Below are 26,885 nucleotides of genomic sequence, written 5' to 3'. Positions count from 1 at the left end.
TGTTTAATCTCGTATTTCCAATAACATTTTTTTTAATTCTTCCATTCCTTCGGAAGCCCCTTTCTGAATCACATGTACCGCGCGTCCGGAAGCAATACGTACTTCCTTAGGGTCTATCAGATAGACTGGTACCCCGGAATGTACATAGTTCAGCAAACCGGCAGCGGGATAGACATTCAGCGAAGTACCAATTATCACAAAAATATCTGCTTTATCCACATAATCAATAGCAGTTTCAATCATCGGCACAGCCTCTCCAAACCAGACAATAAAAGGCCGGAACTGCGAGCCATCGGGTGCCTTGTCTCCCATCCGCACCTCATATTCCTCCGGTTTAAGCTCTTTTATAAAACGAGGATTATTGGGTTGAAAGCTGGAAGTCACTTTCGTAAGTTCCCCATGCAGATGAATTACCTCTGTACTCCCTGCACGTTCGTGCAGATTATCCACATTTTGGGTAATCACGGTCACATGAAAATATTTCTCCAGCTCTGCTAAAAGTTCATGCCCCCTGTTCGGCTTCACCTCAAGCAGTTGCTTTCTGCGTTCATTGTAAAAATTAATCACTAACTTCGGATTGGCAGCATATCCTTCAGGGGTAGCCACCTGCTCCACCGGATACTGGTCCCAAAGCCCTCCTGCATCACGAAACGTGCTGATTCCACTTTCCGCACTCATGCCGGCTCCTGTCAATACTACCAGATTTTTCATCTTCTTATCCTCCTGATTTTAGATACATTATCATTAAAAAGTTTCATCGCCCAAAAATAAGAAATTTTATCAATCAAAATTCCTCACATTCACAGAAAAAAGATACCTTTGCTCTCCGTTAATCATTTATTAATACAAAATCTGTTTATGGACAAATTTAGCTACGCCATTGGTCTGGGGATTGGCCAAAATCTATTGAGCATGGGTGCTCGTTCAATTGATGTAAATGACTTTGCACAGGCTATCAAAGACGTATTGGAAGGAAACCAAACTGCAATTTCTCACAATGAAGCACGTGAAATCGTCAACAAATATTTCACAGAATTAGAAGAGAAAATAAACGCAGAAAATATAGAAAAGGGAAAGGCTTTCTTAGAAGAAAACAAGAAAAACCCGCATATCGTAACTTTGCCAAGTGGATTGCAGTACGAAGTAATCACTGAAGGAAACGGTAAAAAACCGAAAGCAACTGACCGTGTACGTTGCCATTATGAAGGAACATTGATTGACGGCACATTGTTCGACAGTTCTATCAAACGTGGTGAACCGGCTGTATTCGGCGTGAACCAGGTAATCAAAGGATGGGTGGAAGCACTGCAACTGATGTCAGAAGGTGCTAAATGGAAACTCTACATTCCATCCGACCTGGCATACGGTGCACAGGGTGCAGGCGAAATGATTCCGCCGCACAGTACATTGATTTTCGAAGTAGAATTAATTGAAGTATTATAAAAAATAAAGCAAATGAAAAAAGGTACATTCTTTATGATGCTTGCCGCTGCAGCCAGCCTGGCATCATGTACAGCACAGGGACCGAAAGCAAACCTGAAAAGTGATGTAGACTCTTTGTCTTATATGATGGGTGTTACAAACACTCAGGGATTGATGGAATATGTACAGGGTCGTCTGGGAGTAGATTCAGCATATGTAGCAGACTTCATCAAAGGTCTGGAACAAGGTTGCAAGGAAACTGACGCTAAGCAGAAAGCTTATTTGGCAGGTATGCAGATTGGCCAGCAGGTAAGCGGTGACATGTTCGACTATAACAACCGTCAGATTTTTGGACAGGACTCTGTTCAGTCACTGAACAAAGATAACTTCTTGGCTGGCTTCATCGCAGCTGTAAAGAAACAGAGCATCGTAACTACAGACTCTGCAAGTGCTTATGTACGTTTGAAAGCAGAACTGATTAAATCAAAAGCATTGGAAGCTAAATATGCAGACTACAAGAAACAGAATGAAGAATTCTTGGCTAACAACAAGAGCAAAGAAGGTATTCAGACAACTGCCAGCGGTTTGCAGTACAAAATTATCACTAAGGGTACAGGAGCTTTGCCTGCTGATACTTCACGTGTAAAAGTAAACTACAAAGGTACAATGATTGACGGTACTGAATTCGACTCTTCTAAAGAGCCTATTACATTGGCCGTTAACCGCGTAATTCCGGGATGGACTGAAGCACTGAAGATGATGCCGATAGGTTCTAAATGGGAATTGTATATTCCTCAGGAACTGGGATACGGTGCACAGGAAGCTGGTAAAATCAAACCTTTCTCTACTTTGATCTTTGAAGTAGAATTGGTAGATATTGAAAAATAATTTCACTGTATAACTGAAACAGGATCCCCGCTTTGTTCAACAAGCAAGGCGGGGATTTTTATTTCTGACAGGTTTTTGATCTCCATACCAAAAAGAGAGGCAACTCTCCACAAGATAAAAGAAAAATCACTTATTTTGCCCTACGAATCACTTTTACACTTATAAATGTAACACTATGAAAATAAGACTGAAATTCATGGCATTGTTTACCGTATTCTGCCTCCCTCTATACGCACAACATGTGTATGACATGGCACGCTTCGGTATTCAACCGGGAAAGAAGAGCAATATGTCTGCCCGCATGGAGAAGGCACTTGCAAAAATTAAGAATGAAGTAAAGGACGGAGAAACGGTAACCTTATGCTTTCAAAACGGGACCTATCATTTCTATCCTGAAGGAGCTGCAGAACGCACTTACTACATTTCCAACCACGACCAGAATAATCCTAAAAAAGTAGGTCTGGCACTAGAGGATATGAAATCGCTGACAATAGAAGGAAACGGAGCAGAGTTTATCTTCCATGGACAAATGATTCCGATATCTCTGCTTAGAAGTACGGACTGTACCTTGCAAAATTTCAGCATTGATTTTGCCAATCCACACATAGCTCAAGTGGAAATTATAAAAAATGAAGGAGAAAAAGGAATTACCTTTCAACCTGCTCCATGGGTAGAATACCACCTGACAAAAGACTCTGTTTTCGAAACAAAGGGAGAAGGTTGGAAACTTCGCCCGATGTCGGGTATAGCTTTTGAGAAGGCCAGCCGACATATTGTATACAACACCAGCGACATCAGCTGCCCGACCAAAGGTTGTTCCCTGGTAGGAAAGAATTTGATACATGCCCCTAAATGGAAAGACAAACGACTTCCGGCAGGGACTATTGTCGCCATGCGCTCATGGGACCGTCCGACTCCCGGTATTTTCTTGTCACACAACACCCGAACCACAATAAAGAATGTCAAGGTACACTATGCACAAGGCATGGGACTGTTAGCCCAGCTATGTGATGACATCACGATGGATGGTTTTGGTGTATGTTTGAAAGGAGAAAACGACTCCCGCTATTTCACTACTCAGGCCGATGCAACCCATTTTTCTCAGTGTAAAGGAAAAATCACCTCTGTCAACGGATTGTATGAAGGTATGATGGATGATGCCATCAATGTGCACGGAACCTACTTGAAAGTGATCCAACAAATTGACACTCATACTCTCAAAGCCCGCTATATGCATGACCAAGCTTGGGGATTTGACTGGGGATTCCCAGGCGACAGCGTACAGTTCATCCGTTCAAAAACCATGGAACTGTTGGATGGAAAGAATTGTATAGAACGCATTACAGCCTCAGACAAACCGACAGCAGACGGTGCCCGTGAGTTTATCATCCGTTTCACTCAGCCACTTCCTGGAACTTTAGCCGAACAGACTGATTTCGGGATTGAAAACCTGACATGGACACCTGAGGTTTATTTTGCCGGTAATACCATCCGCAACAACCGCGCCAGAGGTTCTCTGTTCAGCACACCTAAAAAAACAATCGTAGAAAACAACCTGTTTGACCATACCTCAGGAACAGCGATTTTGTTGTGTGGTGACTGCAACGGCTGGTATGAAACCGGTGCCTGCCGGGAAGTAATCATCCGTCACAACCGGTTCATCAATGCACTGACCAATATGTTCCAGTTTACCAACGCCGTAATTTCCATTTATCCGGAAATCCCCGATTTGGAGCATCAGGTAAAATATTTCCACGGAGGAAAACCGGGTGCCATCCAGATTACAGACAATGAATTTGACACATTTGATGCACCTATTCTATACGCCAAGTCTGTAGACGGACTAATCTTTAAACAAAACAAGATTACAACAAATAACGCCTACCTACCTTTTCACTGGAACCAAAACCGATTCTTACTGGAGAAAGTAAACCGAGTAGAAATCACTGAGTGACATTGCTTCAAGGACTACTCAAAGCCCTTTGCACTCAACTTATACCATACAAATAAAGCTGTTCAAATCTTATTTTGAACAGCTTTATTTGTATGGTGATATCCACTTATTTTCAAGCTTTCTTTTCCTTCACATCCCGATGAGCCTCTACCACATTCACCGCATAATCGCCTAATTTTTCACACTCGGCAATGATATCCATGTAGTGTACACCCATCTGATAATCATATTTCTTTTCGTTGACGTCAATCACATTCTGGTTCTTCAACTGGTTACGATAGTTGTTGATTTCCGTTTCAATGTTAAACGACTTGTTGACATCCACCTGCTGATGCACATCTTTCACCAGAGCAATCATCTGTGTCAGAGCATCGTCTGTCAGCTGGAACATTTGTGCGATGTGTTCATATTGTGCACTCGTGAAGTCCTCATTTCCACGACGCTTCCGGTTGATGGTACGAGCCAGATTATAGCAACTGTCACCAATGCTTTCTATCTCTGTGACTTCGCGGAGCATACCTCGAATCTGTACCTTACTTTCAGAACTTAATCTGCCTTCCGATACCAATGTCAGGTAGTTGGCAATCTCCACTTCCATGTTGTCGCTGATATTCTCATACTTCTCAATCCGGCTGAACAATTTGTTGAAATCATTTTCATTCTCCGTATGCAAAAGGTCACGTACCATGCGGAACATACGCTGTATACGTTCTGCAAACAGATTGATTTCTTTCCGTGCCTGAAGGATAGACAATTCGGCCGTAGAAAGCATACCGCCCGTAATAAACTGCAAACGGTATTCTTCTTCCTGCTCCTTCTGAGGAATAATCTTGCAAACCGTTTTCTCGATAAAATGTACAAACCATATCAGAATCAGCACATTACACACATTGAAGCAAGTATGGAAAGCTGACAATTTGAAAGATACAGCTACTCCGTCTGCCTCGCTCACGTTCATAAAGTCAGAAATAATCCAGTCTACCATCGACAGGAAAGGCTTAAATAAAATCAGTACCCAAAGCACACCGAAAACATTAAACATAAGATGAGCTAAAGCTGCACGGCGTGCCTGCGTATTAGCAGTCAACGCAGCCAGATTAGCCGTAATGGTAGTTCCGATATTCTCACCTAATACCAAAGCAGCTCCCAGTTCAAAACTAATCCATCCATTGGCACACATAATCAATGTAATAGCCATAGTAGCTGCCGAGGCCTGCACAATCATGGTCAGCACAGTACCAATCAGCACAAAAAGCAGAACAGAGAAAAAGCCCATGTCCGTATAATTCTGAACAAAGGCCAGCATATCAGGGTTTTGACTCAAGTCAGGTGCATTGCTTTTCAATAGATTTAATCCCATGAACAGAAAAGCAAATCCGAAAATGAACTCACCGACAGATTTACGTGTACTTTTTTGAGAGAAAAGCAGTGGAATACCAATCGCCAGAAGCGGCAGAGAAAATGCAGATATATCTACTTTAAAACCGAGAGCTGAAATAATCCACGCCGTCACCGTGGTTCCGATATTCGCTCCCATAATCACCCCGATAGACTGAGAAAGTGTCAGCAAGCCGGCGTTTACAAAGCTGACCACCATTACGGTTGTAGCCGAAGAGGACTGAATCAGAGCGGTAATCAACATACCTGTCAGCACTCCCGTCACACGGTTTGTGGTCATTGCGGTTAAAATACTACGAAGGCGGTCGCCCGCAAACTTCTGAAGTCCCTCACTCATGATTTTCATTCCATAAAGGAACAGCGCCAGTGATCCAAGAAGCGCTAAAAAATCATAAAAAGAATATTCCATTTGTAATTAGTTAAGTTGGAAAGAGGCTTTTAATTGTTTAATGAGTAAATTAACTGCCTATTCACAAGGTTAGTAACACATATTACATTTATGCTACAAATATATTGCAAAAATAATAATTCGACAAGAGAATTCCCGGAGGGAAGCTCACTTTTGGATATTTATAACGGTTTTAATCTGGCCATGCCCTACGGTCCGGTCAGTGCCAAAGTCAACAATAAGGTAGAGAGTCTCGACTTCCGGGTGTACTACAATAAAGATATTGAATTTCTTGACATTGCCAATTCTTCCGGCATGCGAACTTATGTCCGTTCGCTCTTTTTCATCCTGGTCAAAGCGGTAGAAGAACTCTATCCGCAAGGTAGTATTTCGCTGGAACATCCCATCTCAAAGGGATATTTCTGCAAACTGCATATTGACCGTACCATCGGACTGGATGATGTGCAGCGCATCAAACAGAAAATGCAGGAAATCATTGCAGCCGATATTCCCTACACACGCACTGAAAGTCACACGGAGGAAGTGGTTCGTCTGTTCGAAAAACGAGGGATGATGGATAAGGCACGACTGTTGGACACTTACGGTCAGCTTTATTCTTACTACTATCAATTGGGCGACACGGTGGACTGTTATTATAGCAGCCTGGTACCCAGTACAGGCTACATCCGCCTGTTCGACATTGTGAAATACTACGACGGACTATTGCTGCGTATCCCCAGCCGGGAAAACCCGACCAAACTGGAAGAGGTGGTGAAACAGGAAAAAATGCTGGAAGTGTTTCAGGAATATCACCGCTGGAACCAGATTCTGGGCATCAGTACGGTGGGCGATTTGAATGTGGCCTGCAACCACGGACATGCCACCGACCTGATTAACGTCTCGGAAGCCTTGCAGGAAAAGAAAATTGCCCAGATAGCGGATGAAATTACCCACCGTAATCAAGACGGGAAACGGGTAAAGCTCGTGCTTATCTCCGGTCCGTCCTCCTCTGGAAAAACCACTTTCAGCAAGCGACTGAGTATCCAGCTCATGACCAACGGCCTGAAGCCCTATCCCATTTCACTGGATGACTATTTCGTCAACCGGAACGATACCCCGCTGGACGAGAACGGCAAACATGACTTCGAATCCTTGTATGCCGTAGACCTCCCCTTCTTCGAAGAACAGTTGACTACCTTGCTCAACGGAGGAGAGGTGGAACTGCCACGCTATAACTTTACCACCGGAAAAAGAGAAATGAGCGGTAAGAAACTCCGGATAGATGAACACATGATACTGATTATTGAAGGTATCCATGCACTGAATCCGGCACTGACTCCGCACATACCCAACGAAAACAAATACAAAGTGTATGTGTCGGCACTGACTACCATCCTGCTGGACAACCACAACTACATCCCGACGACCGACAACCGTCTGTTGCGACGCATCATCCGCGATTACAAGTACCGCAGCTACTCGGCCGAGGAAACCATCGCACGCTGGCCAAGTGTCCGCGCCGGAGAAGAAAAATGGATTTTCCCCTATCAGGAAAATGCCGATGCCATGTTCAACTCGGCCCTGCTGTTCGAACTGGCTGTATTAAAAGACTACGTGGAACCCGTTTTGCGCAAGGTGCCCAACCGTTGTCCGGAATACTCCGAAGCACACCGTCTGCTCCGCTTTCTGAACTATTTTGTTTCCGTACAAGATAAGGAATTGCCCCCTACTTCCCTGCTACGAGAGTTCTTAGGAGGCAGCAGTTTCCAATATTAAAAATTTTGCCTTTTTCTTTGAAGTTCATTTTAATTATTATTTTTGCACGCTGTTAACTCAAGACAACAATAAAAATGGTACAAGGTTCACGTCAGGTACAGACACAGGCACAACAACAAGTACAGACCCTGTCTCCTCAACAGATACTGGCTGTCAAGTTGCTGGAACTTCCGACTCTGGAGTTGGAAGAACGGATTCACGCTGAATTGCTGGATAATCCGGCACTCGAAGAAGGAAAAGAAACTTCCGACGCTTCTGATGCCCTCAACGATGAGTACAATACGACTGACCAAGACGGAGAACCGAATACCGATTCAGGTGAAGACATCGAACTGGGCGATTACCGCACGGAAGACGATATTCCGGATTACAAATTGCAGGAGAACAACCGCTCCAAAGAAGACCGGGCGGAAGACATTCCTTTTTCGGACAACGTATCTTTCTACGAAACACTGAAAGAACAGCTCGACATGCAACACCTCACTCCCGAACAGAAGCAATTAGGTGAATACCTTATCGGCTCACTTGATGACGACGGACTGCTGCGTAAATCCACTGAAACGATCCTCGATGAACTGGCTATTTACCAGGGAGTCTACACTTCCGCAGAAGAGCTAGAGCATGTGCTTTCAGTGATTCAGGACTTTGACCCCGCCGGCATCGGTGCCAGAAGTCTGCAAGAGTGTCTGCTCATCCAGATTCGCCGGAAAGAAGATTCTCCGCTCAGGCAGATTGAGCTGGACATCATCGGAAAGTGCTGTGAGGACTTCACCCGCAAAAATAAAGACAAGATTATTCAGAAACTGAATATTACAGAAGAACAATATAATGCGGCTGCCGCCGAACTGACTAAGCTGAATCCGCGACCGGGAAGTTCCATGGGAGAAGCCATCGGGAAAAACCTGCAACAGATTATCCCTGACTTCCTGGTAGAGACGGAAGACGACGGCACGATTAACCTCAGCCTCAACAACCGGAACGTACCGGAACTGCGACTGAGCCGGGAATTTACCGAACTGCTGGACGAACACACCCGCAACAAGCAAAACCAGAGCAAAGAATCAAAAGATGCCCTGATGTTCCTCAAGCAGAAGGTAGATGCGGCACAAGGATTCATCAATGCCGTGAAACAACGCCAGCAGACGTTACTCAGCACCATGCAGGCCATCATCGACTTACAACGCCCGTTCTTCGAAGAAGGAGATGAGTCGCTGCTCCGTCCGATGATTCTGAAAGACGTGGCTGAACGTACCAAGTTGGACATTTCCACTATCTCTCGTGTGAGCAACAGCAAATATGTACAGACCAACTACGGCATTTATCCGTTGAAATTCTTCTTCAGCGACGGCTACACCACCGAAAACGGTGAAGAACTGTCCGTCCGTGAAATCAAGCGCATCCTGAAAGAATGCGTGGCCAGTGAAAAAAAGGAAAAGCCTTACACTGACGATGAGCTAGCCGATATGCTGAAGGAAAAAGGATACCCCATTGCCCGCCGCACTGTGGCCAAGTACCGCCAGCAACTGAATATCCCCGTAGCAAGATTAAGAAGATAACATATTGATATGGAAGAAACCAGTATCCCCGATGAACTGACGTATCATGAACCGGCTCCCCGCCATGCTGGGGAACCCCGCGATGCCCTGTTTATGACTGCCCGCATCGTATCGCTCATCTTTACGCCGTTCATGGTACCGTTTGTGGCATTCTGCCTGCTTTTTTTCTTTACTTATCTGAACATCATGCCCCTGCAGTACAAACTGACAGTCTTAGGGCTGGTGTATTGCTTCACCATCCTGCTACCGATGCTGGGCATCTATCTGTTTCAGAAAATCAACGGCTGGACACTCCACGAACTGGGACACCGCGAAAAGCGCTTTATCCCTTACGGAATGACCATACTGAGCTACATGGCTTGCCTGCTGACGATGTATCGCATACACCTGCCACGCTATATGAGCGGCATCATCGTAGCGACCCTGATTTGCATGGTCATCTGCACAGCCATCAATACACGCTGGAAAATCAGCACCCACATGGCCAGCAGCGGCATGATGGTGGGCGGACTGCTGTCCTACAGCTTCATCTTCCAGTTCAATCCGGTGGAATGGCTCTGCTTCTTCATCCTGCTTGCCGGCATGTTAGGTTCAGCCCGCATCATCGTCAAGCAACATACTTTAAATGAAGTGACAGGCGGGTTTTTCGTCGGTTTATTTTGTGGTATCACGGGAATTTTGTTTATTTGAAAACTGATTATCTTAAACTTTAAATTTATTCAATATGGAATTCCCAACTAACATTAAGTACACCAACGAACACGAATGGATTCGTTTGGAAGGCGACACTGCCTATGTAGGTATCACAGACTATGCACAGCAACAGCTGGGTGACATCGTTTTCATCGATGTAACCACGGAAGGTGAAACACTGGATAAAGGCGAAGTATTCGGTACCATCGAGGTAGTGAAAACAGTTTCAGACCTGTTCCTCCCCATCGGAGGCGAGATTCTGGAAGTCAACCCGCAACTGGAAGAACATCCGGAACTGGTAAACCAGGATCCTTACGGCGAAGGCTGGATTATCAAACTGAAACCTACGGATGCCAGCGAACTGGACGATCTGCTGGACGCTGCAGGCTACAAAGAGATTATTAACGAATAACTAAAATAAAAACAACGAATGAAGCCAATTGTAAGTATCATTATGGGCAGTACTTCTGACCTTCCGGTAATGGAAAAGGCCGCCAAGCTGCTCGATGAAATGCAAGTCCCGTTTGAAATGAATGCCCTGTCGGCTCACCGCACTCCTGCTGAAGTAGAGAAGTTTGCGAAAGAAGCTGCCGGACGTGGCATCAAGGTAATCATCGCGGCTGCCGGAATGGCTGCTGCACTGCCGGGAGTAATTGCAGCCAACACCACCCTTCCGGTTATTGGAGTGCCTGTAAAAGGTTCTGTACTCGACGGTGTAGACGCACTCTACTCTATCATCCAGATGCCTCCCGGAATACCTGTGGCTACAGTAGCCATCAACGGTGCCATGAATGCTGCGATCCTGGCCGTACAGATGCTGGCCCTGAGCGATGCAGAACTGGCTCAAAAGTTTGCAGCTTACAAGGAAGGTTTGAAAAACAAAATCGTAAAAGCCAACGAAGAGTTGAAAGAAGTCAAATACGCTTATAAGACAAACTAACTGAATGAATTACTTCAACTATTCTCGCCGACAGGCGAACGAGGTATATGTAGGCGCCACTCCTATGGGTGGCGCTTATCCTATCCGTATACAGAGTATGACGAATACCGTCACCATGGATACAGAAGCTTGTGTGGAACAGGCCAAGCGTATCATTGAGGCGGGAGGAGAATACGTACGTCTCACCACACAAGGAGTACGTGAAGCAGAGAACCTGCAACATATCAATGCATCTCTGCGTGCCCAGGGATACCAGACTCCTTTAGTGGCCGATGTACATTTCAATCCGAAAGTAGCCGAGGTAGCGGCCTTGTACGCTGAGAAGGTACGTATCAACCCAGGCAACTATGTAGATGCTGCCCGCACCTTCAAGCAACTGGAGTATACGGATGAAGAGTATGCAAAAGAAATCCAGAAGATACGCGACCGTTTCATCCCCTTCCTGAACATCTGTAAGGAAAATCACACAGCCATCCGCATCGGAGTGAACCACGGTTCGCTGTCCGACCGCATCATGTCGCGCTACGGAGATACTCCGGAAGGCATGGTAGAATCGTGCATGGAGTTCCTGCGCATCTGTGTGGAACAGAATTTCATGAACGTGGTCATCTCTATCAAGGCTTCCAATACGGTCATCATGGTACGCACCGTCCGCCTGCTGGTAGAACAGATGGAAAAAGAAAATATGGCCTTCCCGCTCCACTTAGGAGTGACAGAAGCCGGTGACGGAGAAGACGGCCGTATCAAATCAGCCTTGGGTATCGGTGCCCTGCTGTGCGACGGACTGGGTGACACCATCCGCGTATCACTGAGTGAAGCGCCCGAAGCAGAAATTCCCGTAGCCCGCAAACTGGTAGATTATGTATTGAAACGCGAAGGGCATCCCTATATTCCAGCTACCGAAGCTCCGGAATTCAACTACACGCACCCCAGCCGAAGAGAAACCGTAGCCGTAGGTAACATCGGAGGCGACCAGCTTCCGGTAGTCATCTCAGCCCGTCTGAACAACGACCTGGAAGTAAGCGAACAGTTCAAGCCCGACTACCTGTACTGTGGCCAACGCTTACCCGAAAACCGCAGAACGGACATCGGTTACATCGTGGATGCCTGCGCATGGGACGGCAGCGAGCACACCTATCCGGCTTTCAACTACCAGCAGTTGATTGAGCTGCATCACCATCCGGCAAAAATGAAATTCCTCTTTACTTCTTATTTAGGACTGAATGAAGAGGTAATGGCTTGCCTGCGTCTGCATCCGGAAGTGGTCATCGTGGCTCAAAGCAACCACTACAACCGCTTAGGTGAGTTCCGTGCATTGGCACATCAGCTGATGAACCAGGGACTGAAAAACCCGTTGGTATTCTTCCAGCTTTATCAGGAAACCGAAACAGAGGACTTGCAAATCAAGTCGGCTGCCGACATGGGTGCCCTGATTATCGACGGTCTGTGCGACGGTATCCTGCTCTACAACCACGGCAACCAAATCAGCAACCTGAAAGTGGACGAAACCGCCTTCGGTATTCTGCAAGCAGGACGTATCCGCACCTCTAAGACTGAATACATCTCTTGTCCGGGTTGCGGACGTACATTGTACGACTTAGAATCAACCATCGCCCGCATCAAGGCGGCTACGGCTCACCTCAAGGGACTGAAAATCGGTATCATGGGCTGTATCGTCAACGGCCCGGGTGAAATGGCCGATGCCGACTATGGCTATGTAGGTGCCGGAAGAGGTAAAATCAGTCTGTACAAGAAGAAGGAATGCATTGAAAAGAACATTCCGGAAGAACAGGCCGTAGAAAAACTGATTGAACTGATTAAGGCAAACGGAGATTATAGAGACTGATTCTCCCTAGCCGACACATAACAAAACCGTCTGCATGCATCGTGAAGATTTTCTTCAAGACATGCAGACGGTTTTATTTTAGGCAGAATAAAAATAGAATATGTGCTTCCTTTGAAAAATATCCTACTTACTCTCAGGCATCATTACCAGAACTCTATAGTTATTCTGCTTCATTACTTCATTCACATAGCCGGAGATTTCTTTCGGGGTGATGGACTGGATGACCTGTTCCGCCTTCACACAGACTTCAGAAGGCAGAAGCTCGTTGCCGGCCATCATGGAGCACCAGTAGCTGTTGGTTTGTTCGTCTCCAGTAATTTGCTTCACCATAAACTCCTTCACCTTGTCAAGTTCTTCCACGGGCGTTTCCTTTGCCAGTTTCTCAAACTCGCTGCGGATGATCTCAAGCGCACGGTCTTTCTTTTCAGGCTTCACCTGGAATATGGTCTGATAGACAACAGACACTTCAGACAACCGGTCCTGAGAGCCCTGCGTATATATACTGTAAACAGCTCCCTCTTTCTCACGGACTTCACTCAAAAGACGGGCAGAGATAATCTGTGCCGACATGGAAGCCATCAGCCTGTTCTTGAACGAGTAAGGCACCTTTCCGCTAATGATAACCGCCGCACTACCCTGAGGCACTTCCATCTTCAGGGAAAATTCCTTTTCCTCGTTGCCCGACTTGATTTCAACCGCAGGGCTATGCTTCAATTCCTGTTTCTTTCCCTTCACCGACGGCAAGGTGGCGATGTACTGCTCAACCAGTGCCTTTAATTCCGCTTCATCAAAGTTTCCACTGAATACGAAGGTAAACTCGGCTGCGTTGGCAAGCTGCTCACGGATGATGGAAAGGATATCCTCACGGTTTGCCTTCTCAATGTCACTCACACCAAACACCTGCTTGTTGGGCGAAGAATAAAGGTATTCCTGCACCTTCTTCTGGAAAACGAAGTTAGGGTTCTGTGCCTGATTCTGAATCAGTCCTTTATAGAGATTCTGCATGGCGGTAAATTCATCCGGTGTTACTGTCAGTCCGGTGAAAGTCATGTAAATCATCTCCATGTAAGTCTTCAGGTCCTTAGGAGTCGTATTTCCCGACAATCTGCGTACATAATCATCCAGACTTACTTTGAGCGAAACCTGCTTGCCGGCCATCAGCTTGGTCAGCTCCGAATTGGTGAAACTGCCCAGACCGTGCTGTTCCAGTACAGCAGGCATAAACATCAAGTCCGCAGCCTTGTCGTTCCCATAAACCGAAGTACCGCCTTTTGCCACGGCCATCATATTGATTTCATCCGCCTTGAAGTCGGTCTTCTTCAATATCACCTTGGCACCGTTTGAAAGAATCCATTCCTTGGCCCCGAAATCAGAAAGCACGTTTTCCTTCACCACCTTTCCGGCTGCCGGCAACTCGCTTACCAGAGGTTCATCCTTCACATTGTCCACGTAAGGAGCAATGTTTTCGGCTTCCACCTGAGAAAGCAATGCAAGGATATCTTCATCCTTGGGACAGACCTCACCTTCGCGTGCAGGCATCATACCGAGAACCACCAGATTCTTGTCCGAAACAATCTGCGAAAACACCTGATTGACAGCTTCCACAGGAATCTGGTTCACAATCATGCTCATCATCTGATATTCCGTCTCGATACCCGGTATCGGCTTCTTGTCGATGAAATTACGCACATACGATTCTGCCAGCGTCTTGTTCTCCTGCTGGTTTCGGTTATTGTATGCCTTTTCAAGCTGAGACAGGTATTCCGTGCGGCAACGCGCATATTCAGTGGTGGTAAATCCTCCCCTTTTGGCACGGAGAGCCTCACGATAGACCGCTTTCAGTCCTTCGTCGAAACTGTTACCTTTTGGAAGCATAGCAAATTGGAAAGCCTGTTTCGTCTTTGCCATAATAAACTCACCGTAAAATGCAGAAGCCGCCGCAAACGGAGCATCCGCCTTCTGTCCCTGTTCGTTCAGTCTTACCTGAAGCATCATCTGGGCCATATCGAGCAGATAAGCGGTTGTGACATCCGCCATTGTGCCCTTCAATGAATCGGGCAGGGCATCATACTTGAACATAATCTGAGCCACATATTTATCCTGCTCCTTATCCGAGCCGAAAGCGACAATAGGCTTTTCATTGTCGGCCACCGGGAAATAAACCCTCTCTGCCGGATTTACAGGCTTCTCAATCTTTGAGAACATTTCCTTGATCTTGCCTTCTATGCGGTCCACATCAATGTCACCTACCACAACTATACCCTGCAGGTCAGGACGGTACCATGTTTCATAATAGTCTCGAAGAGCCTGATGAGGGAAATTATCCACCACTTCCATAGTTCCTATAGGAAGTCGGTGTCCGTATCTGCTGTCAGGATATATCTCCGGAAGCAGTTTCTCCATTATTCTCATATTTGGAGGCAGCTGGCTTCTCCATTCCTCATGTATAACGGAACGTTCCTCGTCTATCTCCTTTCCTTCCAGCAAAAGGCCGTCAGCCCAGTCGGACAGAATCATCAGACATGAATCCTGCACCCCGATACGTTCTGTAGGTACACTGGAGATACGATATACTGTCTCATCTACACTGGTATAGGCATTCAGGTTATAACCGAACTTCACACCCACAGACTCCAGCCATTTGATCATAGAGCTGCCCGGGAAGTTCCTTGTTCCGTTGAAACACATGTGTTCAAGGAAATGCGCCAATCCGCGTTGGTTGTCTTCTTCAAGGATGCTACCCACTTTCTGGGCGATATAGAAATCCACCTGGTTCTTCGGATATTCATTGTGACGGATATAGTATGTAAGTCCGTTATCCAGTTTACCGATTCTCACTTCCTTATCCACCGGTACCGGAGGCATCTGCTGTGACCTGACAGCTACCGGTAAGCAGGCAAATCCTGCAATGGCCATAAAAGCCAGTTTCATTATTCTTCTCATAATTGAAATGTTTTATGTTATTTCGTTATTCTTATGCTGCAAAGGTATGCGCATAGAACAAGAGTTTATGTTATCGCTACGTTATCTTTAGGTTAAGAAGTTTTCAGCAGGAACTTTGGTTATATATCTGCATAATGTTATTAACTTTGCAATAAAACAGCTAAATGAAAACATATTATATCAGATTTATTACAATATTAGGTCTATCAATTGTATTATTAGTTCAACTTGTATGGTTAGTTAATTCTTATAATTTTGTTAAGGATGAACTGAAGATTAAATCTACAAATATGCTGGAACAGGCCATTATGGAAGAAACATTCTCCAGATTACAAAATTTACCAGTTGGAACTAAGGTTCAAAGTAGAACAGAGGAAGATAAAAATAGGAATCTTCCAGAGTTTGTTTATATGCAAGAATCTTTAGAACAACTAAAAAGTCCAATAATCCTTGACTCTATTAACCATATATACAAACAGTTATTATTGAAGAATAACTATCCAAGCGAATGTATGATATCTATTTCAAAAAATGATACAATCATACAACATATTGGGAATAAACCTTACTCATTATTTTCTTTACAAACAGGCAAAGTACCTCTAAGAAAAGATTATTCCATAGTTATACAGGCTCAATTCGTAAATCCCAACAACCTTTTTTTCGGAAAGATGGGACTACTTCTTATATCGACAACAATACTTCTCATTTTTGTAGTATTCTGCATAATCTACCAAGTAAGAATAATATCAAAAATGAATACGATCTCCCAAATCCGTGAAGACTTCTCATACGCTATGGTGCATGACATGAAAACACCTCTAAGCACTATTATGATGATACAGGATATGCTGGAAAGCGGAAGGCTTGATAACAGACCGGAGATAAAGAACAAATATATGAGTATAGCAAAAAGCGAAACAGACCACTTGTTTGCTCTCACCAACAAGATACTTACAATTTCCAAACTGGAGAACCATAAACTGGAGATGAACAAGACAGAAGTTGAGCTTACACCAATAATAGAGAAACTGACTGAGAAATTCAAGGCCAAAGCACAGAAACCTGTAAACTTTATCATCGGCTTACAGGCCAAAACAGCTTATGCCGACAAAGATTATCTAGGTGAAGTATTAAGCAATCTGATTGATAATGCCATCAAATACTCAAAGGAGAGTGTGGAAATACACATCACGACGGAAGAAAGCGAACGCTACACCATCCTGAAAGTGCGTGACAATGGGCTGGGCATATCCGAAGCCGACCAGAAAGTCATTTTCCAGAAGTATGAACGTGCTACGGCAGCAAAGCGCAGCCGCCGAAACGGAGCTTCAGGCTTCGGACTGGGCCTGAACTTTGTTGACCAGGTGATAAAGGCACATGAGGGAAGAATATTCGTCAACAGCACAGAAGGAGAGTTTACGGAATTTACCATCTATCTGCCGCTTGAAACTCCAAACAACAGACATAATCAGTAAAACACAAAAATATTTAAGTGTAATTGCTGCTTTCCAGATAAGCCGTGTGTCAATGTAACGAGAACGATTGACACACGGCTTACCTTATTCTGAATTCATCAGACTTACTCTAATTTTAACAACAAATACTCTATCGAACCTTTCTAATATGTTTAAGTAAAAAAATCACTATCAATGAAATAAATGAACCTGCTGAAATCCAAGCGATAGCAGCTAACGCTTTTTCCGGGTTAAAGAAATACCATAGGAAGGAATATAAAACAGCAAAAATTGTTGAAATCAACCATCCCCTGTAAATATTTCGTTTTTCAAAAATCATTCCTAGTAATAAAATAACAGGAACGAAAACAATATAACTTATATTAGATATATTGATATTCTTTAATAGGATTCCAATAACTATCAACATAAAAATTGATGCAATTATTTTCCAGATTTTAGTCTTATCCATTGTATAACTTATATTTTTAGGTATATTGATAGAACATGCGAAACTTTTATAAGAGAGAAGTTGAAGGATTTTATTTGGAAAACTTCTCAGTATCCTTCAATATATAACCGGAATTTCTTTCATCCCACTGATAAGTATTCTTATTTGTAACCTCACCCTCTGCATTATAAATAAAGTTTATCTTATACAGACGCTTAAGATATTTACCTTCACTTACCGAATAGGCCTCAATATTTGTCACTTTCTTATCATCTGAGGATACATTATAAACGACCTTTGGTGTTGACAAAGACACTGATGCTACTGCTGAAACGATTAATTCTGCTATCATAATAATTTAATTTTCGAATTATACTTGATTTGTTATTTCTTATGCTGCAAAGGTAGGCGCAAAGCACAAGAGTTTATGTTATCGCTACGTTATCTTTAGGTTAAGAAGCTTTCTACAAAAGCTTTAGTGACATATATGCTTAATCTTATTAACTTTGCAATAAAAATGTCTAAGCAAAAATACATTCACTTAATCACAATTATAGGGTTAATTTCCATCTTCTCACTGCAAAGCTTATGGCTTTGCAATACATATCTTTTTATAAAAGAAGAAATTAAAAAAGAATGTACAGATTTATTTGACCAAGCATTGTATAAAGAGGCTAATATAATATCGAAGAGTGTCCCAGATGGAACTGTCATAGGCGGAGGAGCACCAAACGATTCTATCTCAATAACTACTTATATATATGACGGAATCAGTAAATTAGGCTATAAATATTCTTTATCTGAAATAGATTCCCTTACCAATTTGCAACTAAGTAAAAAAAATATTAAGTCTGAATTTATTGTCTGCATTGTTGATTCTAATAAAGTTATACAAACGAGTAAAAGAATAACAATCCCTCAAATAGGAATCATCAAGACTGAAGTTATTCCCATAAAATTAGATAAATCCATTGGCATGCAGTTAGTTTTGACAAATCCATATTGGAATATATTTAATAAAATGTGGATTATATTCATAACAACAATCATAATGACTTCTCTAACAATAGTTTGCACTGTCTATCAAATTAAACTTATCTTCAAATTAAATAAGATCTCCCAAATCCGTGAAGACTTCTCATACGCTATGATACACGATATGAAAACACCCCTCAGCACAATTATGATGGTACAAGATATGCTGGAAAGCGGAAGGATTGATTCTAAGCCGGAGATAAAGAAAAAATTCATGAACATAGCAAAAAGCGAAACTGACCATCTGTTAACACTCACCAACAAGATACTGACCATCTCCAAACTGGAAAACCATAAACTGGAGATGAACAAGACAGAAGTCGAGCTTACTCCTATAATAGAGACATTGACTGATAAATTCAAAGCCAAGGCTCAGAAGCCTGTAAACTTTACCATCAGCTTACAGGCCAAAACAGCTTATGCCGACAAAGATTATCTGGATGAAGTATTAAGCAATCTGATTGACAATGCCATCAAATACTCAAAGGAGAGTGTGGAAATACACATCACGACGGAAGAAAGCGAACGCTACACCATCCTGAAAGTACGCGACAATGGGCTGGGCATATCCGAAGCCGACCAGAAAGTCATTTTCCAGAAGTATGAACGCGCTGCGGCAGCAAAGCGCAGCCGCCGAAACGGAGCTTCAGGTTTCGGACTGGGCCTGAACTTTGTTGATCAGGTAATAAAAGCGCATGAGGGAAGAATATTCGTCAACAGCACAGAAGGAGAGTTTACGGAATTTACCATCTATCTGCCGCTTGAAACTCCAAATAACAAGCATATCCGATAAAACACAAGGCTGCTTATTATTATGGCAATAATATCATATACATCGAAGGTGCCATGTATATGAAAAAGACCGAGAAACTCGTATGCAATATAGACTACTGCAGCCCCAATTGTGTATTGCTTTATCGAATATCTGTTCTCAATGCCATAGACGCATAATACCGCAGCCGGTACGCAAACGATACTGCCTATCACATCTGCCAGATGATAATCATTGATATGGTTCTCATATACATACGGACGATATGTGTGCGACAGTACCAGTCCGATAGCGACAATCAGAATGCCTGAAATTATAAACTTCATTTTCATAACCATCGTGAATCTTTATAATGATGTATTATAGCATATAAGGAAATACGACATTATAAGTATTCCAATTACAGCACCCACCACTAATCCATAATAAAATATACGACCATATTTATAAGAACTTTTCTTCATAGGCTATAAATATTACATTATACTTATGCTGCAAAGGTATGCGCAAAGTGAAAGAGTTTATGTTATCAATACGTTATCTTTACTTCATATACTAAAATATCACAAGGTTGGCAGTCTAAAACCTTACATAATTTTTCAAGTGTAGAAAATCTGATAGAGGCTATACGATTATTCTTTATATTGGAAAGATTAGAGATAGTTAGCCCTGTTTTCTCCGAAAGTTCTGTTAATGTGATATTCCTAATCTTCATTATTGTATTTAATTTTATTCTTATCAAATACATATTATGACATTTATTTTCTTTTATAATTATCAAATTAAGTAACTTTCCACTTCTATAGAATATTGTGTATACCATCCTTTCTTGGTAACTTTGCTGAAACAAGATGTATTAAATATTCATATAAACGGTTTTATTATTTCTCTTTATTTTTAACTCTAACTCATTACAGTTATTGATGTGTAATGTAACTTTTCCGAGTTTTATGGAATCTGCACTCAGACAGACAGCGCCATGATTTATTTCCAGCACCTTGTCACCTATTTTCAAACCTTTACGACTTGCTTCCCCATTTATTTCTAAAAATGATACGACTGCTCCATCCTCTGAATATTCCACGTCAAAGCCCTTTGATGGACAATACACAAAATCATTGGATTTTGATGCGGTTCTTCGTAGTTGTAAATAAAGATCTTCCTTCGCTACTATTTTTTTATTACCCTTCTGATAACCAAGCATGAAGTTGAATCTTTCAATGAATCCGACTCCCAATAAGTTTGTGTCAAATCCGGGACGATAAGTCACCTTACAATCTGGAATCCACAAATCATTGATTCGTATCGGTACGTTAGTCAGCATGAACGTGGTGTCCACAAGGTTTTCATTCCTCTTGACCAAGTATTCCTTCTGAGGATATTTTTTTTTCAATTTTTCATACAATTCCTTATTAATGCTGATATACCCCTCATAACCTAAATCGAAGTGGTATTTATATGATTCTTTCACCGACTCAAACAGCAACGGTATTCCCTCATCCAAACCATTCTCAATTTTCGTGTAATTACAGGCTTCTTCACGAAGCATATCGGCATCTGAATTTGAAAACAAAATCAGTTCATCATGATCCAAAGAAAATTTCCACACAAAATGTTGCAATATGTCTTTTCCCAATAAATCTTTCTCCAACAAATCATATAATGCATTGGTTTGAGTTATACCACTGAATAACGGCTTATACAATGGCAGTCCGTCTGCTATAACTACATTATCCAATGTATATAAAGCGTACTTTTCCTGCTGTCCATATAAGTTTTTCACGGCTCTAGGGTAAGTTCCCCAATGACTTGCATGCAGTGACTGAAGATACTCAATCCTTGCCATACTTCTAGCCTGCGTATCCAGGATAAAATCTCTTTTATGTGTCCCTACTTTACCAGTTATGTAAAACCAACCTTTTGTATCCCTTTTAAGCGGTAGTATTTCTTTGAATTTGTTTGGCAGCTCTTTCCCAATAGCATTTTGCCATGTGTTTATTTTATACATCTGTGCCACACCGTAGATAAAATAGGAAAGACCTCCTACAATTCCAATGACAATGACAGACAAAAGCATCATTTTTACCTTCTTTCTCACTATTCTTTTCATAGAAATATAAACTTTAATTGAATTACTTATTTTGTTTTATTGTCACAAAGATAAATTGTCTCCATTCGGATTTTAGTTATCGCTACGTTATCTTTAGGTTAAGAAGCTTTCTGCAAAAGCTTTAGTGACATATATGCTTAATCTTATTAACTTTGCAATAAAACTGCCAAATGAGAAAATATATAAAAATAATAACGATATTAGGTCTTTTTATTTTGGTCCTAATACAAATTATCTGGCTACATAGTTCATATCAATTTAACAAAAATGAAATAGTATTTAAAACAAGTCATCTGTTAGAGAATGCTATTAATGCTGAAACATTTTCCAGATTGGGTTCTTTACCACAAGGAACAATGGTTAAAAGCAGACCCCAAAGTGATAGTGGAAAAGATATACCGGAATTTGCTTATATGCAAGAATCATTAGATGAACTTGGGAAACCTATTTCATTGGATACAATAGCAAAATATTATAAACAAATTCTGGGAGAAGCAAATATTAATAATGGCTTTTGCCTATATCTATTAAAAGGGGATAGTATTATACAAAATAAAGGAAAAGCACATTATTCATTTTTTTATATTGAAACACAGAAAATCCCTATAAGGAGTGACTTCTCATATACAATTAAAGCCCAAATTATTAATCCCAATAACTTCTTTTTTCAAAAGATGGGACTACTTCTTATATCGACAACAATACTTCTCATTTTTGTAGTATTCTGCATAATCTACCAAGTAAGAATAATATCAAAAATGAATACGATCTCCCAAATCCGTGAGGACTTCTCATACGCTATGATTCACGATATGAAAACACCTCTCAGTACTATTATGATGGTGCAGGATATGTTGAAAAGCGGAAGACTTGATTCCAAACCGGAGATAAAGAACAAATACATGAGTATAGCAGAAAGCGAAACTGACCATCTGTTAACACTCACCAACAAGATACTGACCATCTCTAAACTGGAGAACCATAAACTGGAGATGAACAAGACAGAAGTTGAGCTTACTCCAATAATAGAGAAACTGACCGAGAAATTCAAGGCTAAAGCACAGAAGCCTGTAAACTTTATCATCAGCTTACAGGCTAAAACAGCTTATGCCGACAAAGATTATCTGGGTGAAGTCTTAAGCAATCTGATTGACAATGCCATCAAATACTCAAAGGAGAGTGTGGAAATACACATCACGACGGAAGAAAGCGAACGCTACACCATCCTGAAAGTACGCGACAATGGGCTGGGCATATCCGAAGCCGACCAGAAAGTCATTTTCCAGAAGTATGAACGCGCTGCGGCAGCAAAGCGCAGCCGCCGAAACGGAGCTTCAGGCTTCGGACTGGGCCTGAACTTTGTTGACCAGGTGATAAAGGCACATGAGGGAAGAATATTCGTCAACAGCACAGAAGGAGAGTTCACGGAATTTACCATCTATCTGCCGCTTGAAACTCCAAATAACAAGCATATCCGATAAAACACAAGGCTGCTTATTATTATGGCAATAATATCATATACATCGAAGGTGCCATGTATATGAAAAAGACCGAGAAACTCGTATGCAATATAGACTACTGCAGCCCCAATTGTGTATTGCTTTATCGAATATCTGTTATCAATGCCATAGACGCATAATACCGCAGCCGGTACGCAAACGATACTGCCTATCACATCTGCCAGATGATAATCATTGATATGGTTCTCATATACATACGGACGATATGTGTGCGACAGTACCAGTCCGATAGCGGCAATCAGAATGCCTGAAATTATAAACTTCATTTTCATAACCATCGTGAATCTTTATAATAAACTATTTACAGCAATATATTACACAATTATCGACTCATCAGACAAATTCATTTCAACCCATTCCCAGCATTTATCAATACCCTTCAACCTTTCATTCATAGACACAGGTATATGAAAATCAGGATATAAACAATCTTCCTCATTGAGACTTACATCCGGTCTTTCAAAGAAAGAGTGACTTATGTATCCCTTTGTACCTGTAAATGGCAATTCAACAGGCAATACATCACCAAAGCAAGTAGGCTTCTGCGAAGTCGGAGTACCTATAATTGTGAAAAGGTGATTATCCTTTATAGTTGTAAGCAAATAATTTGCACTGCTGAAAGTGTTCTGGCCTTGTATGAATATTACCTTCCCTTCAAAATGGTTCTTTATTTTGGGAAGGAATAGCAAGTTTTCAAAATCTTCCATTAAAACAAGTTCTCCAGATTTGCTTTTGCTGGAAATGTAGAAATCAGGCATACACTTGAAAAGAAAATCTGATTTTCTGACAAATGTCTTATATTTTGATATACCGTCCGTATCAACCCCAAGATATTGAAGAAGCTGGTCGCCAAGCATACTGTTTCCTCCACCATTATAACGCATATCCACCACCAGCTTTTGTATATGATGTTGCTTTAAATCGGCATTCATCTTATCTATAAAATCAGAAAATGACGGCAGAAAGTTCAGATAATTATCCTCGGTCTTGGTACCCGTAACCTGACATAATTGCAAATACGACTGCAAATCATACATCACGTTAAATTGCAGATAGCATTTATCTTCAATTATCTGATAGGAGAACAAATCATCACGCTTCACGGTAAAGGATGAGGAGGGAACTTCACTTGATACCATCCGGAACGGTTATCTGTTTCGGGTTCAAAAAGCAGGCTACTTCCATCATGAAAGCCAAGACAAACACCTTTTACAGTATCTACTCCTATCTGATGCAGAAATGCTTTGCGATTCAGATAAAAACTCCATAGCCCTGCCTTTACTTCATTCTCCGAAGGCATTGCCTTACGCATAGCCAACCTGATATTTTTAACGGATATGCCATTTATGGAAACAATCTCTTTTCCCGTAAAATCAGGATATTCTGAATCTATAGCATACAGATAAAAACAGCCTTCATAATATCTTATCTCGTATGGATAAATTAATCCATCTTCAGGCATGAAATAAGTATGTGCGTCTTCAAGTATGGCTAACAGAGAATTCAAGGCAAACTGGAAGTGCTGCAAGTCTATCACACCTTTCATTTCATGGCAGATTTTCTCTGCCTGTCTTTCAAATCTGTTGACTCTTTCAGGATTAACTATACTGACAGGATGAAATAACCTGATAAAATGCAACAGATTCATTACCTCATTCTGATATTTATTATAGCTTTCCTCAAAGAAAGTTACCGATATTTTATGAAAAGTATTATTTTCCATCAGACAGTATGATTTTAAGAATTTTCTTTATTCTCATCATTTGAGTTTTTATCTGAGTTGGCAGAAAATAAGTAATACATGGTACCGAACATATTACCTAATGCAATACCCATAGCCAACTTATCTATCGCAACACCCAAAACTATTCCCCATAGCATCCCCCACAATAAACAAGTTGCAAAACTTAACTTCTTATTCATACAATCAATATAATATTATATAATCAACCGTATACTATCCCATATTTTCATCTCCCTTATATCTGCACAAAGCCTGCCCGCTGTAACGACGCAGTCTCCATACAAGGCTGGTCTCATCAAAGAAGAACATCATTGATAGAAGGCCAAAGTAACAAACAGAAACGTCCCCTATGATAAAACCTGACAGTAAAGGGATATATCCACAGATACAGTGAGCAAGTATATTCGCTATACGGAAATGAATGACCTTCAAATTTCCTTCACAAAAGAAGCGTAAGGTATTATAATGTTTGAAGAATCTTGTCGCAAATTTTCTATCTGACTTAGGACTGACAATAACATAAACGACAGCCTGTATTAACCAGTTCAACAAGACACCACAAAGCACACTGGAGAGTATTACATACCTGCCTTTACTGAAATAGTTCGCCGAAGTGACATTCAGGCTGTCAACTCCATAAATGGCAGAAAATAGCCACATCATCACTGGCAGGATAATAACGAAGGCCACAATGGTTTTTACATTTATCCGTTTAGGTTCCGTGATGTTTATCATCACTTCTTCCCCTTCGGGCCCTCTTCCGTATGAAATCAATGCCTTTTGCCGATTCGTTTTCCTTGTAAATATTTTCATTGTTACATACTTTTTAATTTGACTATTGCAAAGGTAAGGTGGAATCTTTAGCCTTTAGGTTATCCTTACGTTATCTTTATGTTAATACTTCGGCGTTTCAATTTAGGTTGGTAATCCCAATATTATATTTGCAAAGACTGACGATATACACAAAATCTGTTTCTGAGATGCCGTATATTCCACATATTTCCATACATTTGTTTCATAATTGCAAAAACAATGATAAAACTGTTATTGGTAGAAGACGACAAGAATCTGTCATACATCGTACAGTCCGGCCTCCAGGACATCATCGGAGGATATGAGGTGATTACCGCTTGTAATGGGGAAGAGGGAGTGGAAGCCTGGAAGGCACATCGCCCCGACATCATCATCTCCGACATTGATATGCCGGTGATGGATGGCTTTGAAATGGTGCGTCGCATACGGGCAACCGACGTGGATACCCCCATTCTTTTTGCTTCCGCACTTACCTCTCCCAAGGATGTCAGGAAAGGATATGATATCGGCGTCAATAATTACGTGAAGAAACCGTTCATCCCCGATGAACTGGATGCACATCTGCACGCCATCCTGAAAATGAAGGAAGGAAGTAAGACCCGCAACGAAGAAGGATTGTGCAAGTTCGGCCATTATACGCTGGATGCCGAACATGCCACACTCTATAATCACGAATCGGGCGATAAAACGGATCTTACCGTAAGAGAAGCTCAGATTTTACAGTTGCTCGCGCAAAATAAAGGTGATGTGGTAACAAGAGAGACCATTCTGGGCCGTTTCTGGAATACTGACAAGGATTATTTTGCCTCACGCAGCCTCGATGTGTTCATCACCAAATTAAGAAAGCTGTTTGCGGAAGACCCTCATATAGAGATTGTCACCAAAAGAGGTACAGGGCTTATACTTATGGTCAATAACTGAGTTTATATCCTTTTCAGAGATTACCGTTCACTGGGAAATTGGCTAACTCTACTTATAAACTGAAAGAGATAAAATTGTCTTGTAACCATAAAAAAAGGACTACCCTATAGGGCAGTCCCTTATCAGTTCCTTTTATAGTGCAGTATGAAAGCCTATAGCTGACAAGTGCACTTTATCTGGGACAAAGATAAAAAGAATTTCTTTTGCCACCAAAAATTAACTTATAAATCATTTGGCCTGAATCCAGAGTTGTTATAT

Annotated in this window: 26 protein-coding genes; 13 read left to right on the top strand and 13 right to left on the bottom strand. The window is 41.9% G+C overall.

Features of this window, described 5'->3' with window-relative positions; translation table 11 throughout:
- Positions 1–3: 3 nt before the first annotated feature.
- Positions 4–711 carry an SIR2 family NAD-dependent protein deacylase gene (locus WKT20_RS02570; RefSeq protein ID WP_117673716.1) on the bottom strand — a complete coding sequence of 236 codons (708 nt, stop codon included), beginning with the start codon at positions 709–711 and terminating at the stop codon, positions 4–6.
- Between the two features lie 147 nt (positions 712–858).
- Here WKT20_RS02570 and WKT20_RS02565 point away from each other — a divergent pair, with 147 nt between their 5' ends.
- The 3 genes from WKT20_RS02565 to WKT20_RS02555 all read left to right on the top strand — a co-directional run bounded on the left by WKT20_RS02565 (position 859) and on the right by WKT20_RS02555 (position 4,264).
- Positions 859–1,443 carry an FKBP-type peptidyl-prolyl cis-trans isomerase gene (locus WKT20_RS02565; protein WP_007564234.1) on the top strand — a complete coding sequence of 195 codons (585 nt, stop codon included), beginning with the start codon at positions 859–861 and terminating at the stop codon, positions 1,441–1,443.
- Between the two features lie 12 nt (positions 1,444–1,455).
- Positions 1,456–2,310 carry an FKBP-type peptidyl-prolyl cis-trans isomerase gene (locus tag WKT20_RS02560; protein ID WP_117702877.1) on the top strand — a complete coding sequence of 285 codons (855 nt, stop codon included), beginning with the start codon at positions 1,456–1,458 and terminating at the stop codon, positions 2,308–2,310.
- A 175-nt stretch (positions 2,311–2,485) separates the two neighbouring features.
- Positions 2,486–4,264, top strand: a complete 1,779-nt coding sequence (locus tag WKT20_RS02555; protein WP_340416781.1) for an alpha-1,3-galactosidase-related protein — start codon at positions 2,486–2,488, stop codon at positions 4,262–4,264.
- A gap of 112 nt (positions 4,265–4,376) precedes the next feature.
- Here the strand turns inward: WKT20_RS02555 and WKT20_RS02550 are convergent, their stop codons facing one another.
- A complete protein-coding gene (locus tag WKT20_RS02550; protein WP_278454637.1) occupies positions 4,377–6,071 on the bottom strand; it encodes a Na/Pi cotransporter family protein in 1,695 nt (564 codons plus the stop codon).
- An 81-nt stretch (positions 6,072–6,152) separates the two neighbouring features.
- On the opposite strand from WKT20_RS02550, the gene WKT20_RS02545 reads away from it, so the two are divergent.
- From WKT20_RS02545 to WKT20_RS02520, 6 genes are all read left to right on the top strand, one after another.
- Complete coding sequence (locus WKT20_RS02545) at positions 6,153–7,826, top strand: nucleoside kinase (RefSeq protein WP_278454942.1); 1,674 nt, start codon at positions 6,153–6,155, stop codon at positions 7,824–7,826.
- Between the two features lie 74 nt (positions 7,827–7,900).
- Positions 7,901–9,382, top strand: a complete 1,482-nt coding sequence (rpoN, locus tag WKT20_RS02540; RefSeq protein ID WP_340416780.1) for an RNA polymerase factor sigma-54 — start codon at positions 7,901–7,903, stop codon at positions 9,380–9,382.
- Positions 9,383–9,475: 93 nt separating this feature from the next.
- Entirely contained in the window at positions 9,476–10,072 is a 597-nt protein-coding gene (locus WKT20_RS02535; protein ID WP_050792127.1) for a hypothetical protein, read from the top strand.
- A 34-nt stretch (positions 10,073–10,106) separates the two neighbouring features.
- Entirely contained in the window at positions 10,107–10,487 is a 381-nt protein-coding gene (gcvH, locus tag WKT20_RS02530) for a glycine cleavage system protein GcvH (protein WP_007564194.1), read from the top strand.
- Between the two features lie 18 nt (positions 10,488–10,505).
- Positions 10,506–11,015 carry a 5-(carboxyamino)imidazole ribonucleotide mutase gene (purE, locus tag WKT20_RS02525; RefSeq protein ID WP_117673708.1) on the top strand — a complete coding sequence of 170 codons (510 nt, stop codon included), beginning with the start codon at positions 10,506–10,508 and terminating at the stop codon, positions 11,013–11,015.
- A 4-nt stretch (positions 11,016–11,019) separates the two neighbouring features.
- Positions 11,020–12,861 (top strand): 4-hydroxy-3-methylbut-2-en-1-yl diphosphate synthase, encoded by a 1,842-nt coding sequence (locus WKT20_RS02520; RefSeq protein ID WP_340416779.1) that lies wholly within the window; start codon positions 11,020–11,022, stop codon positions 12,859–12,861.
- A 123-nt stretch (positions 12,862–12,984) separates the two neighbouring features.
- Here WKT20_RS02520 and WKT20_RS02515 read toward each other — a convergent pair whose 3' ends face one another.
- Positions 12,985–15,804 carry a M16 family metallopeptidase gene (locus tag WKT20_RS02515; protein ID WP_340416778.1) on the bottom strand — a complete coding sequence of 940 codons (2,820 nt, stop codon included), beginning with the start codon at positions 15,802–15,804 and terminating at the stop codon, positions 12,985–12,987.
- Positions 15,805–16,559: 755 nt separating this feature from the next.
- Between WKT20_RS02515 and WKT20_RS02510 the strand changes: the two genes are divergently transcribed.
- The gene (locus WKT20_RS02510) at positions 16,560–17,282 is read left to right on the top strand and encodes a sensor histidine kinase (protein ID WP_340416777.1); all 723 of its coding nucleotides are present in this window, start codon (positions 16,560–16,562) and stop codon (positions 17,280–17,282) included.
- A 130-nt stretch (positions 17,283–17,412) separates the two neighbouring features.
- On the opposite strand, the gene WKT20_RS02505 is transcribed toward WKT20_RS02510, so the two are convergent.
- A complete protein-coding gene (locus WKT20_RS02505) occupies positions 17,413–17,733 on the bottom strand; it encodes a hypothetical protein (protein ID WP_072541499.1) in 321 nt (106 codons plus the stop codon).
- Positions 17,734–17,803: 70 nt separating this feature from the next.
- Positions 17,804–18,064, bottom strand: coding sequence for a DUF3836 domain-containing protein (locus WKT20_RS02500; protein WP_072541498.1), 261 nt, complete (start codon positions 18,062–18,064; stop codon positions 17,804–17,806).
- A 135-nt stretch (positions 18,065–18,199) separates the two neighbouring features.
- Between WKT20_RS02500 and WKT20_RS02495 the strand changes: the two genes are divergently transcribed.
- Positions 18,200–19,540 (top strand): sensor histidine kinase, encoded by a 1,341-nt coding sequence (locus tag WKT20_RS02495; RefSeq protein ID WP_340416776.1) that lies wholly within the window; start codon positions 18,200–18,202, stop codon positions 19,538–19,540.
- On the opposite strand, the gene WKT20_RS02490 is transcribed toward WKT20_RS02495, so the two are convergent.
- The 3 genes from WKT20_RS02490 to WKT20_RS02480 all read right to left on the bottom strand — a co-directional run bounded on the left by WKT20_RS02490 (position 19,498) and on the right by WKT20_RS02480 (position 21,629).
- Positions 19,498–19,851: a hypothetical protein gene (locus WKT20_RS02490; RefSeq protein ID WP_340416775.1), complete on the bottom strand. Its 354-nt coding sequence runs from the start codon at positions 19,849–19,851 to the stop codon at positions 19,498–19,500. The genes WKT20_RS02495 and WKT20_RS02490 overlap by 43 nt on opposite strands.
- 197 nt (positions 19,852–20,048) lie before the next feature.
- Positions 20,049–20,267: a helix-turn-helix domain-containing protein gene (locus tag WKT20_RS02485; protein WP_262639805.1), complete on the bottom strand. Its 219-nt coding sequence runs from the start codon at positions 20,265–20,267 to the stop codon at positions 20,049–20,051.
- A gap of 108 nt (positions 20,268–20,375) precedes the next feature.
- A complete protein-coding gene (locus WKT20_RS02480) occupies positions 20,376–21,629 on the bottom strand; it encodes a hypothetical protein (protein WP_340416774.1) in 1,254 nt (417 codons plus the stop codon).
- Positions 21,630–22,387: 758 nt separating this feature from the next.
- Between WKT20_RS02480 and WKT20_RS02475 the strand changes: the two genes are divergently transcribed.
- Entirely contained in the window at positions 22,388–23,110 is a 723-nt protein-coding gene (locus WKT20_RS02475) for a sensor histidine kinase (RefSeq protein WP_340416773.1), read from the top strand.
- Here WKT20_RS02475 and WKT20_RS02470 read toward each other — a convergent pair.
- Genes WKT20_RS02470 through WKT20_RS02450 form a run of 5 tightly spaced genes read right to left on the bottom strand, consistent with a single transcriptional unit; the run spans position 23,068 to position 25,706 of the window.
- Entirely contained in the window at positions 23,068–23,421 is a 354-nt protein-coding gene (locus WKT20_RS02470) for a hypothetical protein (protein WP_340416772.1), read from the bottom strand. The two genes, WKT20_RS02475 and WKT20_RS02470, sit on opposite strands and share 43 nt — an antisense overlap.
- Positions 23,422–23,463: 42 nt before the next feature.
- Positions 23,464–24,288, bottom strand: a complete 825-nt coding sequence (locus tag WKT20_RS02465; RefSeq protein WP_340416771.1) for a S41 family peptidase — start codon at positions 24,286–24,288, stop codon at positions 23,464–23,466.
- A complete protein-coding gene (locus WKT20_RS02460) occupies positions 24,249–24,872 on the bottom strand; it encodes a hypothetical protein (RefSeq protein ID WP_340416770.1) in 624 nt (207 codons plus the stop codon). The genes WKT20_RS02465 and WKT20_RS02460 overlap by 40 nt, the downstream gene beginning before the upstream one ends.
- A gap of 14 nt (positions 24,873–24,886) precedes the next feature.
- Entirely contained in the window at positions 24,887–25,072 is a 186-nt protein-coding gene (locus tag WKT20_RS02455; RefSeq protein WP_340416769.1) for a hypothetical protein, read from the bottom strand.
- Positions 25,073–25,106: 34 nt separating this feature from the next.
- Positions 25,107–25,706: a hypothetical protein gene (locus WKT20_RS02450; protein ID WP_340416768.1), complete on the bottom strand. Its 600-nt coding sequence runs from the start codon at positions 25,704–25,706 to the stop codon at positions 25,107–25,109.
- A gap of 219 nt (positions 25,707–25,925) precedes the next feature.
- Between WKT20_RS02450 and WKT20_RS02445 the strand changes: the two genes are divergently transcribed.
- A complete protein-coding gene (locus WKT20_RS02445) occupies positions 25,926–26,627 on the top strand; it encodes a response regulator transcription factor (protein ID WP_340416767.1) in 702 nt (233 codons plus the stop codon).
- The last annotated feature ends 258 nt before the right edge of the window (positions 26,628–26,885 follow it).

This window comes from Phocaeicola sp. ICN-14070 (assembly GCF_037892625.1).
Lineage (GTDB): Bacteria > Bacteroidota > Bacteroidia > Bacteroidales > Bacteroidaceae > Phocaeicola > Phocaeicola plebeius.
Note: the sequence above shows the minus strand (reverse complement) of the source record. Positions and strands in the feature narration are given on the sequence as shown.